Genomic DNA, 14,186 nt, shown 5'->3' with positions numbered 1-14,186 from the left:
AATGAGTGATAACCAAACAAATAACGGCAAACATAAAAGTGCTGTGGGGATCAAATATCAGCAAGGAGATAGTTCACAAGCACCCAAGGTTATAGCCAAAGGTTTTGGAGAGCTTGCAGATGAAATAGTTGCCATTGCCCAGCAGAATGGCGTGTTAGTTCATCAAGATCCATATTTGAGTGACTTTTTGACCAGCTTAGATTTAGGCCAAGAAATACCTGATCAGCTTTATCATGTGATTGCAGAATTGATTGCTTTTTCTTTTGTTTTACAAGGCAAAGTTCCTGATAGTTGGGCCAAAACTCATGGCAAAGTGTCGAAAAAAGTATAATTTACCAGCAGTAAAGGTAATATACATGCATATAATGTCTCTGTTTTTAGTAATATCTAGACTTCGGACTTACTGATTAAAAATTTTTGAGAGCAATTTTATTAATTGGATTTAAAGGGAAATAAATTGTCGTCTGACTTTAATATCAACAAGGTTTTTTACTTATTTATAGTATCGATCTTAGCTATTTTTTCTCACCGGATGGGTGCTTTTGATATTGAATTATCCTTATTAGATAATGAATCTGTTAATGTAGGCTACGGCGGTGTTTCGAACACTCGAACCAACCTCACCTACCGAGATGATATCCCTTATGCAAACTGTAATTTAACTGTTCCAGAAGGCTATAACCTTTGTGGAGTGTCGATAAACTTGGGTAAGGATGCTTCTGATGGGAAAGATTTATCCCATTACAAAAATATCGAAATAAATGTCAAAGTAAAATCGCCAATAGCAAAACCCAAAGTACGTTTTGTTCTACGTAATTATAACTCCAATTATTCCAAGCTAGATGATGATGTTACTTTAAAATTTAATTCAATAGCTTACATACCAGATAATTATCAAGGGACTATCACAGTCCCACTCAAATCATTTCAAGTAGAAACATGGTGGATCGACCAATTCAATATAGGTTTCAATGACGCACAGCTAGACTTTTCCAATGTAAGTTACGCAGAAATAATTACTGATGATATGCCTGTTATTGGTAATTACACCATTACAGTTGAAAAGGCGACGTTGCACGGTGAATTAATTTCTGAAACAGAATTATTGCAAGTCATTTTATTATTTTGGTTATCTGCGATTATTATTCTGATTACTTTACAGCGAAATAAACTAAACAAAGTTGCTTCAACGGATGTACTTACAAAATTGCTGAACAGAAGAGGGGCAAGTAGTTGGGTAGCTAAAAACCTCCCCAAATTTGGTAACTCGCTACCTTTGACCATGTTTTATATAGATTTTGATGACTTTAAAAAGATAAACGACTCTTTTGGTCATTTAGTAGGTGACGAATTATTATGCCAATTTAGTCTAAAAGTTCAGCAAACAATTCAGAACTATATTGCCTCTAAATTCATGATGGCACGTTTATCAGGGGATGAGTTTTGCATTGTATTAAAAGGTGTAGATGAACAAACTAAAATTGATTTAGCCAATTCATTATTTACAAATATTGCTGAAGGTATCGCGCTAAGTGTGGGTGATATAAAACTCAGTATAAGTGTAGGTATTGCTACCAGTGAATCAGACACCACGACCTTTGAAAGCCTAATGTCCCGGGCTGATTCTGCTATGTATCACGCAAAAAAAAGGGGCAAAAATCAATTTAAAATATTTGATGAAAGCGTGTCTAAGGATATTTTATTTCGTAAGCAAGTCGCAGAAAAAATTAGGACCGCATTACGAGAAGATCATTTTACTTTAAATTTTATGCCTATTTACCATGTGGACACTTTAAAGATATATGGCGCAGAAGTATTATTACGTTGTTCAGCAAAAAGTTTACAAGGTATTGGTCCAGATATATTTATTCCAATAGCCGAAGAGTTTGGAATAATCAAAGATATCGATTTATGGGTCATTGAATCAACGTTTAGGATTATAGCTGAAAACAAGCAGTTATTTGAACAAGTACCTCTGACTATTGCTATCAATATTTCATCAATAGAATTACATAATAGTCATTTCACTCGCGATCTGAAAAAATTAATTAGCAAATACACTATTAATACTCAGTACATTGAAATGGAAATTACTGAAACGAGTTTAGTCGAAACAGATGAGCTAAGTATATCTATACTAAACGAAATAAGAGAATTAGGTATACGATTAGCGTTAGATGATTTTGGTACTGGTTACACAGCTTTTAGCCAATTAATTAACTACCCAGTTGATTGTCTGAAAATAGACAAGTCATTTATAGATGATTTACTACTAGAAAAAGAATCACAAAAAACCATGTTAAAAGCAATATTCTCTATCGCCAAAGCTTATAAGTTAACCACTATAGGCGAAGGTGTAGAAGAAATTGAACAGTACCAATACATAAAAGATAGGAATTGCGATTTGGTGCAAGGATATTTATTTTCAAAACCTTTGAACTGGTCATCATTCATACAAGAAATAGAACAACCTAAAAAAATAAACCTACTGTGAAAAATCTAAACATCAGTTCACTAGTATCAGTCAATGATAAAGCATTACAGTTTATATTGTATTTGCCGAAAACCTCATAAGAGAATAAATACAAATTTGAAATTGGTATGGTTTATCCAATAACATCTATATCCGCTATAAATGTTAAACTTTTTCAATAAAACATCTTGTGGAGCTGAAATACATGTTTGTTAGTAAAAGTAGATACCTTAAGTTAGAAAAAGAACTAGCTAATTCACTAAAGGAAAAAAACTTACTCGAAATAGAAAATAAACAATATATTGAAGAAATCACCCGTTTACAAACAGCAGCAACAGTCTCCCAAAAGCTAAAACTAAGTCAACATATCTGGCCTAATTTATTAGAGTGCATTCAACAAGTAACAGGCATACGTGAATCAGTCGTTCGATCATACGAAAAAATATATGCTGATTCACAATCCATAGATGAATTGAATCTTACTTTAGCTCAAGGCCAACAATCTATTACTGATATTGCCGATGGAATGGGGCAAATAACGGAAAAAATGAAAAATATGTCACAGAGTATGGCCAATCTTGAAGCTATTGCAGACAGTATTAATTCTTTTGTAGTAACCATTTCAAAAATATCAGATCAAACAAATTTATTAGCGTTAAATGCAGCAATTGAAGCAGCAAGAGCAGGTGATGCTGGTAGAGGTTTTTCTGTAGTTGCTGACGAAGTAAGAAGCTTAGCCAGTAATACCAGTAAATCTGCGGAAGAAGTAGGCGGATTAATTGCTAGGATTAAGCTAGATACTGAATCAGGTGTGAAATTTGCAGTAGCCCTTGAAGAATCTAATATGGAGCTTTCTGACACCATAAATGGTTTAAATCAAAGTTATGGCGGAATAAATTCTAGTATTAATTCCATGAAAGATTCAATCACTGGTGCCGTAGGTCGTTCGTTTGTTCAGACAGTAAAATTAGATCATATAGTCTGGAAAGGTGAAATTTATGAAGTGGCTTTAGGCAAATCTGAAAAATCACCAGAATCATTCAGTGACCATAGAACCTGCCGCTTAGGTAAATGGTATTATGGAGATGATTCTAGCCAATTTAGTAAACTATCCTCATTCAAAAGTATTGAAAGACCGCATTCTGAAGTACATAAGTTTGGCATAGATGCGTTATCAGCACTTCGTAATGGTAATACACAAGGGTGTCTACAATTACTAGAAAAAATGGAACATGCCAGCACCTTAGTGCTAGATTTGTTAGATGACCTCAGCATACATCAATAAATCTATCAGCTACATAGACCTCAAATTAGGAAAGCCATGTAGCTGGAAAAATACAATATGCTTCCTTTAAATAGGAGTCTGGATGAAGGCAGTGTCTTTAGGCGCATGCGCCGTCTGCCTGAATGGCTTGCCAAGGATGGCAAGACCAGGTGCATATCATCAGGGGAAAATACCGTCAAGGGACGAGCACTGCTCGGCTAGGTATTTTCAATATGACAAGGATGTCATATTTGGGTGAGTTTCATCAGGGGTTAACCTAGGGTTTTCTGGTGCACTGCTCCAGCTAGGTTAACAGCTTGGCATGGATGCCAAGATTGGGTGAGTTTCATCAGGGATGTGCACACTCCGACCTAAAAAGTTATCAAAGCAAAAAAAAAGCCCACCTATTAAGGTGGCCTTTCTTCTGAATAGGAGTCTGGCAGTCGACTACATGGATGTAGGAGGTAGAGTAATACCATTTTCACTAAGTTTGTGATCTAATTGAGTTATGTATTCTTATCTTAATTCTTCTCATGCATAGCTTAAAAAATATCGATTTTTCGACACTCATAGCGAAGGAAAAAAATGCTCGGATGCGAGTCAGATTAATGGCCCTTTCACATATTCAACAAGGCGTTAATCGCACGCAAGCGGCTCGGTATCTGCACGTCAGCCGTAGAATGGTGAATGAGTGGGTGAAGCGCTTCAACCAAGATGGTTTGGACGGATTAAAGGAAAAGCCGCGCTCTGGTCGGCCTTGTGCTTTATCAGCTGAGCAACTGCAGACGTTGAAAATTTACATTGAGTCTCATGCCATAAAACCTGATGGTGGAAGGCTCAAAGGCACACTCATCATTGACTATGTGAAGCAAGAATTTGGTATTACCTATGGCCTGACTAACATATATCGTCTACTGCATCAGCTAGGGTTTTCTTGGATAACCAGTCGCTCTAAGCACCCTAAGCAGTCCCAAGAAGCTCAAGACGAGTTTAAAAAAACTGCAGATTGAAACGATCAAATTGATCCCAGGCCATGTCACACTGGATAAAGTCGATATTTGGTTTCAAGATGAGGCTAGAATAGGTCAACAGAACACCACTACACGTTTATGGGCGAACAAAGGTAGTCGCCCTAGAGCGGTCAAGCAACAACAGTTTGAGTATGCGCATTTATTTGGGGCTGTATGCCCAGCGACAGGTGAAACAGAAGCCTTGATAACCCCTGTGGTGAACAAAGACATTATGAGACAACATTTACAATTAATATCAAATCGCACACAACTGGATCGCTATGCAGTAGTGATTATGGATGGTGCGGGTTGGCATACAGACGATATTGCGCATGACCTAGATAACGTGAGTATCATCAAGCTTCCGCCCTATTCTCCAGAGCTAAACCCAATCGAGCAGGTATGGCAATGGCTTAGGCAAAATGAGTTGGCCAATCAATGCTTTGATAGCTATGAGGATATTGTCATACAATGCAGTCGGGCATGGAATAACTTTATCAGCGATAAAGAAAAGGTTATCAAATTGTGCGCCAGAAATTGGGCACAGGTGGGAAATTAATTATCGTGATTGGTATTAGATTATATGACACCACATCAGAAATATAATGAACTTAAAAATGCGGCTTAAAATCTCTCCGAAATTAGTTGACCATTACAATTCAATCCCCGGAAACGCAAAAAGCCACCTCAATGAGGTGGCTTAGTACTTAAATAGGAGTCTGGCAGTGTGCTACTCTCGCATGGGGGTGGAAGCGGGTCTTTTAGGAACGCAGTTCCTGCCGCTGGAACGAGCTAAGCTACGCTTAGGTCCGGATAATCCACTTCGTGAAGGATGACCGCGGGGTAGCATGCCGCACTTTTTCAGATGAACGGTCACCTTCTCCCAATCCAATTGATATTTTACTGTCACTAATTTTCACACAAAAAAAAGGCCACCTATTAAGGTGGCCTTTCTTCTGAATAGGAGTCTGGCAGTGTGCTACTCTCGCATGGGGAAACCCCAAACTACCATCGCCGCTAATGCGTTTCACTTCTGAGTTCGGAATGGGATCAGGTGGGACCGCATCGCTATGGCCGCCAGACAAAAACTGGTATGTTCTTATCAATATGTAAAAGCTGAGGTCTTATTGACCAAATAATCGAGGCTAAAAAGCTCTTAGTCTTACTCTTCTCTCTATGATGTTGTCTTGTCACTCAATACACGCTTAGTGCTAAAAAGCCACTTGGGCGTTGTATGGTTAAGCCTCACGGGCAATTAGTACAGGTTAGCTCAACGCATTGCTACGCTTCCACACCCTGCCTATCAACGTCGTAGTCTTCAACAACCCTTTAGGTACGTTAAACGTACAGGGATGACTCATCTTGGGGCTCGCTTCGCGCTTAGATGCTTTCAGCGCTTATCGATTCCGAACGTAGCTACCGGGCAATGCCTTTGGCAAAACAACCCGAACACCAGCGGTTCGTCCACTCCGGTCCTCTCGTACTAGGAGCAGCTCCCCTCAATCATCCAACGCCCACACCAGATAGGGACCGAACTGTCTCACGACGTTCTAAACCCAGCTCGCGTACCACTTTAAATGGCGAACAGCCATACCCTTGGGACCGACTTCAGCCCCAGGATGTGATGAGCCGACATCGAGGTGCCAAACACCGCCGTCGATATGAACTCTTGGGCGGTATCAGCCTGTTATCCCCGGAGTACCTTTTATCCGTTGAGCGATGGCCCTTCCATTCAGAACCACCGGATCACTATGACCTACTTTCGTACCTGCTCGACGTGTCTGTCTCGCAGTTAAGCTGGCTTATGCCATTGCACTAACCTCCTGATGTCCGACCAGGATTAGCCAACCTTCGTGCTCCTCCGTTACGCTTTGGGAGGAGACCGCCCCAGTCAAACTACCCACCAGACACTGTCCACATTCCCGATAAGGGAACAATGTTAGAACATCAAACCTACAAGGGTGGTATTTCAAGGTAGACTCCACGTCATCTGGCGACAACGCTTCAAAGTCTCCCACCTATCCTACACATGTAGGGTCAATGTTCAGTGCCAAGCTATAGTAAAGGTTCACGGGGTCTTTCCGTCTAGGTGCGGGTACACAGCATCTTCACTGCGATTTCAATTTCACTGAGTCTCGGGTGGAGACAGCGTGGCCATGATTACGCCATTCGTGCAGGTCGGAACTTACCCGACAAGGAATTTCGCTACCTTAGGACCGTTATAGTTACGGCCGCCGTTTACCGGGGCTTCGATCAAGAGCTTCGCCGAAGCTAACCCCATCAATTAACCTTCCGGCACCGGGCAGGCGTCACACCGTATACGTCATCTTTCGATTTAGCACAGTGCTGTGTTTTTAATAAACAGTTCCAGCCACCATTTCACTGCGGCCGCCAATCGCTCATGAAGCAAGTCCAATCACAATCAGCGGCGTACCTTCTCCCGAAGTTACGGTACGATTTTGCCGAGTTCCTTCACCCGAGTTCTCTCAAGCGCCTTAGTATTCTCTACCTGACCACCTGTGTCGGTTTGGGTACGGTCTCGATATCATAAGTTTAGAGGCTTTTCCTGGAAGCAGAGTATTTGCAACTTCAACACCGTAGTGTCTCGTCTCGTGTCTCAGGCATGTAGAATTCCGGATTTACCTAAAATTCAACCCTACGCACTTTCACCTAGACAACCAACGCTAGGCTTGCATAACTTTCTCCGTCCCCCCTTCACTGATATACCAAGTACGGAAATATTAATCCGTTTCCCATCGACTACGCATTTCTGCCTCGCCTTAGGGGCCGACTTACCCTGCCCTGATTAGCATGGGACAGGAAACCTTGGTCTTCCGGCGTGGGGGTTTTTCACCCCCATTATCGTTACTCATGTCAGCATTCGCACTTGTGATATGTCCAGCAAACCTCTCAGTTCACCTTCAGCCACTTACACAACGCTCCCCTACCACGCAAACATAAGTTTGCGTCCGCAGCTTCGGTATATTACTTAGCCCCGTTACATCTTCCGCGCAGGCCGACTCGACTAGTGAGCTATTACGCTTTCTTTAAAGGGTGGCTGCTTCTAAGCCAACCTCCTAGCTGTCTTAGCCTTCCCACTTCGTTTCCCACTTAGTAATATTTAGGGACCTTAGCTGGCGGTCTGGGTTGTTTCCCTCTTCACGACGGACGTTAGCACCCGCCGTGTGTCTCCCGGATAGTACTCACAGGTATTCGGAGTTTGCAAAGGGTTGGTAAGTCGGGATGACCCCCTAGCCTTAACAGTGCTCTACCCCCTGTGGTATTCGTCCGAGGCGCTACCTAAATAGCTTTCGGGGAGAACCAGCTATCTCCCGGTTTGATTGGCCTTTCACCCCCAGCCACAAGTCATCCGCTAACTTTTCAACGTTAGTCGGTTCGGTCCTCCAGTTGATGTTACTCAACCTTCAACCTGCCCATGGCTAGATCACCGGTTTCGGGTCTATACCTAGCAACTAAACGCGCAGTTAACACTCGCTTTCGCTACGGCTCCCCTATTCGGTTAACCTTGCTACTAAATATAAGTCGCTGACCCATTATACAAAAGGTACGCAGTCACAAGAGTAAACTCCTGCTCCTACTGCTTGTACGTATACGGTTTCAGGTTCTATTTCACTCCCCTCACAGGGGTTCTTTTCGCCTTTCCCTCACGGTACTGGTTCACTATCGGTCAGTTAGGAGTATTTAGCCTTGGAGGATGGTCCCCCCATCTTCAGTCAAGATAACACGTGTCCCGACCTACTTAATATGGCAATAATGACGCTTCACATACGGGACTATCACCCTGTATCGTTGTGCTTTCCAACACATTCTGCTACTTCATTACTACTCGGCTACTCCCCGTTCGCTCGCCGCTACTAGGGGAATCTCTGTTGATTTCTTTTCCTAAGGGTACTTAGATGTTTCAGTTCCCCTCGTTCGCTTCTACAACCTATGTATTCAGTTGCAGATAGTCCCTAAGGACTGGGTTCCCCCATTCGGAAATCTGTGGATCAAAGCATTTTGTCGGCTCCCCACAGCTTATCGCAGACTTACACGTCCTTCATCGCCTCTAACTGCCTAGGCATCCACCGTATACGCTTAGTCACTTAACCATACAACCCCAAATGACCTCTTCATTACTGACGTAATGACACGTTGCTTTTTTCACCTCAGTAACGTCAGAGATAAATCAAACAACTCGTCCACCCTTTGGCCTTTTATCCAAAGTTAGGTGTAAGACTCTTTTAACAGACGTCTCACTGTTGTATGCGTGACAAGTACTAATCATAAAAATCAGATAGAGTAAGTTCTTTCGAGCTTTCTCTTTTAGTTTTCGATTACTTTTTTATCAGCTTTCCATATTGTTAAAGAACATTTAAGGTTTAAAAAACCCTAATCAATAAACATTACTAAAAACATTCATTGATTAAGGTTACTTAATCTCTTGAGCAAATCATTTACCACATAAAGTGGTGGAGCCAAGCAGGATCGAACTGCTGACCTCCTGCGTGCAAGGCAGGCGCTCTCCCAGCTGAGCTATGGCCCCGCATAAAGCAGGTATTTACTAATCTTTTCTAATCAAGGCGAATGATTAGGCCGTGTGCACCGCACACAACGCGTCATTCAACGCAGAGTAGGAAAGATTTGGTAGGCTTGGGCAGACTTGAACTGCCGACCTCACCCTTATCAGGGGTGCGCTCTAACCAGCTGAGCTACAAGCCTTTCTTGCTTCTGCTTTTTGCCCTATGCTGCGCCTTTGTTTGTCACTCACTCGGTTATGTACTACTTGTACACGCCCTCGCTCGCTCCAAAGCCGCCTTGCCTAGAACAAAAATCATCGCAATAAACGATGACTTTACAGCGCTAGAAATTGCTTGAATATCCCAAGCACTTCTTTTTGCTCTTTCTTATCAACAACAAAACAATCTGTGTGAACACTCAACGAAGCAAGGTTCGCCGTAATAGTAAGGAGGTGATCCAACCCCAGGTTCCCCTAGGGTTACCTTGTTACGACTTCACCCCAGTCATGAATCACAAAGTGGTAACCGTCCTCCCGAAGGTTAGACTAGCTACTTCTTTTGCAACCCACTCCCATGGTGTGACGGGCGGTGTGTACAAGGCCCGGGAACGTATTCACCGCAACATTCTGATTTGCGATTACTAGCGATTCCGACTTCATGGAGTCGAGTTGCAGACTCCAATCCGGACTACGACGAGCTTTAAGGGATCCGCTTACCCTCGCAGGTTCGCTTCCCTCTGTACTCGCCATTGTAGCACGTGTGTAGCCCTACTCGTAAGGGCCATGATGACTTGACGTCGTCCCCACCTTCCTCCGGTTTGTCACCGGCAGTCTCCTTAGAGTGCCCAACTTAAGGCTGGCAACTAAGGACAAGGGTTGCGCTCGTTGCGGGACTTAACCCAACATCTCACGACACGAGCTGACGACAGCCATGCAGCACCTGTATCAGAGTTCCCGAAGGCACTAAAGCATCTCTGCTAAATTCTCTGTATGTCAAGAGTAGGTAAGGTTCTTCGCGTTGCATCGAATTAAACCACATGCTCCACCGCTTGTGCGGGCCCCCGTCAATTCATTTGAGTTTTAACCTTGCGGCCGTACTCCCCAGGCGGTCTACTTATCGCGTTAGCTACGCTACTCACGGATTAAATCCACAAACAGCTAGTAGACAGCGTTTACGGTGTGGACTACCAGGGTATCTAATCCTGTTCGCTACCCACACTTTCGCACATGAGCGTCAGTCTTTGGCCAGGGAGTCGCCTTCGCCACTGATGTTCCTCCAGATATCTACGCATTTCACCGCTACACCTGGAATTCCACTCCCCTCTCCAAGACTCTAGTCTGCCAGTTCTAAATGCTATTCCCAGGTTGAGCCCGGGGCTTTCACATCTAGCTTAACAAACCGCCTGCGTGCGCTTTACGCCCAGTAATTCCGATTAACGCTCGGACCCTCCGTATTACCGCGGCTGCTGGCACGGAGTTAGCCGGTCCTTCTTCTGTTGCTAACGTCACAGCTTACGGGTATTAACCGCAAACCTTTCCTCACAACTGAAAGTGCTTTACAACCCGAAGGCCTTCTTCACACACGCGGCATGGCTGCATCAGGGTTTCCCCCATTGTGCAATATTCCCCACTGCTGCCTCCCGTAGGAGTCTGGACCGTGTCTCAGTTCCAGTGTGGCTGATCTTCCTCTCAGAACAGCTAGAGATCGTCGCCTTGGTGAGCCTTTACCACACCAACTAGCTAATCTCGCTTAGGCTACTCTTTGCGCGGGAGCCGAAGCCCCCTTTGGTCCGTAGACATTATGCGGTATTAGCTATCGTTTCCAATAGTTATCCCCCACACAAAGGCATATTCCTAAGTATTACTCACCCGTCCGCCACTCGACATCATCTAGCAAGCTAGACATGTTTCCGTTCGACTTGCATGTGTTAGGCCTGCCGCCAGCGTTCAATCTGAGCCATGATCAAACTCTTCAATTAAATATTTTTGAAAATATGAATTTTTTTTGGTGAACGCTCACTTCGTGAGTGTCCACACAGATTGTCTTGTTATTAATTGTTAAAGAACATTGCTACCTCAGTAGCCACTTCCGAAGAAGTCTCGCTTTAGATACTGTCCGAAGACCCTCTTAAGCGGGAGGCGTATAATACGCTCTCTTATTTCAATGTCAACATAATAATTTAATTTATTTTAAACTAAACATCCTGCTGCATCCCGCTAACCACAACACTCTCAGAGCATCACAACCACAACATTTATACTTGATAAATCCTGTCTCGGTAAGTCGTTTTAACTGACCTCCCCGAAGCGAGAGGCGCATTATAGAGATAACCTCCCACCTTGCAACCCCTTTTTTGCAATAATCTTAATTAATTCATTCACTGCATACTTTTCATTCAAATTGGCTATTTAACTATCGTTTTAGTTAATTTTTTGTTAACTTTGAACTTATTGGGTCTGAGTTGTCTTAACTTAGGTCGTCAATCATTAGGTGTATTTGTATGAAGGTTTTTTTAGGAGCGCTTTTAGTTGCAACCTCTTTCACCACTTTAAGCTCAACAATAACAGATGAAAGTACTGATACTTCCAGAGCAAACAAAATCAATGAGAAGTTTGTTCAAATGCAAGTTCAGAACAATTCAACTATTGGTCAAGCGATCAAAAGCATAGTTAATCATTACCCTCAACAAGCAGCAGCCATTGTTGGTACGGCTTTGGATTTATATCCAGAACAATATGTTGAGATAATACATTCAGCAATATCTGCTCAACCAACATTAGCCCAAGAAGTTGTAACTATAGCAATTGAGAAAGGCATAACAAGTTGCAGCAATATTGTTGAAACAGCCATCAGCGCAGATCCAAGCTACGTTGATTTTGTGGTGACAGCAGCAGCTCACTCCACTCCAGAGCAATTAAAGGAGATTGTTCGAATAGCCGTAATTACTGAACCTGACTCAGCTGACTATATAGTTCAATCGTTAGCTATCGCACACCCTAATAAAATAGTAGATATATTACAGTCAGCGATTGGCGCCGTTCCTTTTGTAGGACAGTATGCAGTGGAGGCATTATTGGCTATTTTCCCGAATGATGCTGAAGAAGTTATTACTACCGCAATCAAGGAGTCTAAAGCTCAGAACCAAGATATGACGGATATTCTACACACAGCTCAAAATTCGGGCGTAAGTTTAGTTCATATAGAAGAGTATGCAATTAACGGTGGAGCGACTGCAGAAGAACTTGCGCAAATATTACACAAAGACGCAAAAGCCAAGGATTAACTTGCTTGATTAATTGGCCTTTCGCCATTATTAAACACATTGAGTTTTTTTGTGATAATTACGCTAAATAGGGCTTACTTTACAATTAATAAAAGTAAGCTTTTCATTTCTATCATGAGTTCTAGTCAAGTATTATAAACGTGCTCCTATAAATGCGCCTGCATATTTTCACTTTTGTCGTACTCACTGTATCAAGATATCTGACATAGTATCACTTCAGGTTCAGATCAAATCTAGTCTGCCTATATATTCAGTTTTAGACAAAAATCCCACATTTACTTTTTGAGCCTATTCTATAGACTGAAATAGCATGGGCTACCGATCAATAGCAGCCCTGTATATATTAATAACTTACAAATCTAGCCGGAGACAATTATTTTGAAAAATTGTATGTTTAAAAAAATAAAGAACAGTGGCTTATTTGTCATTGCCATTATTGTAACAAGTCAGTCTCACGCTATAACAGTAAGCGATAAAGCCACTAAATTAGCTCACGATAACATTCTAATTGATTCACATATTGATGTGCCCTACCGCTTAAATCAAAAGTGGCAAGATGTCACTCAAGCCACTGAAGGTGGAGATTTTGATTATCCAAGAGCAGTTAAAGGCGGGTTAAATGCCCCTTTTATGTCTATTTATATTCCAGCCAGCCTAGATAAATCAGACAAATCCATAGAACTTGCCGACAAATTAATTGATTATGTAGAGGCCATAGTAGGTAGAGCTCCTGAAAAATTTGCCATCGCCACCAGTGTTAGCGATGTTAAGCAACAATTTGCCAAGGGATTGATTTCACTGCCACTTGGCATGGAAAATGGTTCACCTATCCAAGGTGATTTAAACAATTTACATCACTTTTATAATCGTGGAATTAGGTACATCACTCTAGCTCATTCGCAAAGTAATCATATTGCTGATTCTTCTTATGATCTTCGTAGACAATGGAAAGGTCTCAGTCCCTTCGGTAAAGAGTTAGTCAAAGAAATGAACAAGTTAGGGATATTAGTGGATATTTCTCATGTCTCGGATGATGCTTTTTATCAAGCCATCGACATTAGTCAAACTCCGGTTATTGCCTCTCATTCATCTTTACGTAGCTTTACCCCAGGATTTGAACGCAACATGGACGATGACATGATTAAAGCATTGGGTAAAAATGGTGGTGTCATCCAAATTAACTTTGGTTCAACCTTTGTCACAGGGATAGCCAATGGTTGGGGCAAAAAACGTAGTACGAAAAGAAAAGCAATAGAAGAGAAGTATGGTAAAGACAGTGATGAGATAAAGACTTTCGACGACACGTATCGTAGCAAAAGCCCCTTTCCCTATGCCACTTTAGAAAGTGTGCTGGATCATATTGATCATGTGGTTAAATTAATTGGTATAGATCACGTTGGAATTGGTTCTGATTACGATGGTGTAGGAGACTCTTTACCAACCGACCTAAAAGATGTATCAACTTACCCTAACTTAGTTCAAGGGTTATTAGACCGAGGTTATAGCGATCAAGACATCATTAAGATCTTAGGAGAAAACTTTTTACGAGTGTGGAAAATTAACGAAGATTACGCTGCGAAACATTAACGGTAATTATCCCCGTCTAATTGTCGGGGGTATTTATTACTCATAGTAA

6 protein-coding genes, 2 tRNA genes and 3 rRNA genes are annotated in these 14,186 nt (G+C 42.0%); 6 read left to right on the top strand and 5 right to left on the bottom strand.

Going from position 1 to position 14,186, the window contains the following annotated elements; translation table 11 throughout:
• Position 1: 1 nt before the first annotated feature.
• From GQR87_RS04375 to GQR87_RS04360, 4 genes are all read left to right on the top strand, one after another.
• Positions 2 to 331, top strand: a complete 330-nt coding sequence (locus GQR87_RS04375) for an EscU/YscU/HrcU family type III secretion system export apparatus switch protein (RefSeq protein WP_158966914.1) — start codon at positions 2 to 4, stop codon at positions 329 to 331.
• 126 nt (positions 332 to 457) lie between these two features.
• Positions 458 to 2,494 carry a bifunctional diguanylate cyclase/phosphodiesterase gene (locus GQR87_RS04370; protein ID WP_158966912.1) on the top strand — a complete coding sequence of 679 codons (2,037 nt, stop codon included), beginning with the start codon at positions 458 to 460 and terminating at the stop codon, positions 2,492 to 2,494.
• A 184-nt stretch (positions 2,495 to 2,678) separates the two neighbouring features.
• On the top strand, positions 2,679 to 3,758 hold the full coding sequence (locus GQR87_RS22525) for a methyl-accepting chemotaxis protein (RefSeq protein ID WP_158966910.1): 1,080 nt from the start codon (positions 2,679 to 2,681) through the stop codon (positions 3,756 to 3,758).
• Positions 3,759 to 4,270: 512 nt separating this feature from the next.
• A protein-coding gene (locus GQR87_RS04360) for an IS630 family transposase (RefSeq protein WP_158966908.1) occupies positions 4,271 to 5,306 on the top strand; the annotation gives its coding sequence in 2 pieces (ribosomal slippage) (positions 4,271 to 4,729 and positions 4,731 to 5,306; 1,035 coding nt in all).
• 407 nt (positions 5,307 to 5,713) lie between these two features.
• On the opposite strand, the gene rrf is transcribed toward GQR87_RS04360, so the two are convergent.
• The 5 genes from rrf to GQR87_RS04335 form a co-directional block, all read right to left on the bottom strand.
• Positions 5,714 to 5,829: ribosomal RNA gene (rrf, locus tag GQR87_RS04355) — 5S ribosomal RNA — on the bottom strand.
• Positions 5,830 to 5,981: 152 nt separating this feature from the next.
• Positions 5,982 to 8,859 (bottom strand): 23S ribosomal RNA (locus tag GQR87_RS04350).
• 358 nt (positions 8,860 to 9,217) lie between these two features.
• A tRNA-Ala gene (locus GQR87_RS04345) sits at positions 9,218 to 9,293 on the bottom strand.
• Between the two features lie 99 nt (positions 9,294 to 9,392).
• Positions 9,393 to 9,469, bottom strand: a tRNA-Ile gene (locus GQR87_RS04340).
• A 243-nt stretch (positions 9,470 to 9,712) separates the two neighbouring features.
• Positions 9,713 to 11,245: ribosomal RNA gene (locus tag GQR87_RS04335) — 16S ribosomal RNA — on the bottom strand.
• The 16S, 23S and 5S rRNA genes sit together here with 2 tRNA genes alongside, the layout of an rRNA operon.
• Before the next feature lie 522 nt (positions 11,246 to 11,767).
• On the opposite strand from GQR87_RS04335, the gene GQR87_RS04330 reads away from it, so the two are divergent.
• Positions 11,768 to 12,550: a hypothetical protein gene (locus tag GQR87_RS04330; protein ID WP_158966906.1), complete on the top strand. Its 783-nt coding sequence runs from the start codon at positions 11,768 to 11,770 to the stop codon at positions 12,548 to 12,550.
• Between the two features lie 390 nt (positions 12,551 to 12,940).
• A complete protein-coding gene (locus tag GQR87_RS04325) occupies positions 12,941 to 14,137 on the top strand; it encodes a dipeptidase (RefSeq protein WP_158966904.1) in 1,197 nt (398 codons plus the stop codon).
• Positions 14,138 to 14,186 lie beyond the last annotated feature (49 nt).

The organism is Paraglaciecola sp. L3A3 (assembly GCF_009796765.1).
Taxonomy (GTDB): Bacteria; Pseudomonadota; Gammaproteobacteria; order Enterobacterales; family Alteromonadaceae; genus Paraglaciecola.
Note: the sequence above shows the minus strand (reverse complement) of the source record. Positions and strands in the feature narration are given on the sequence as shown.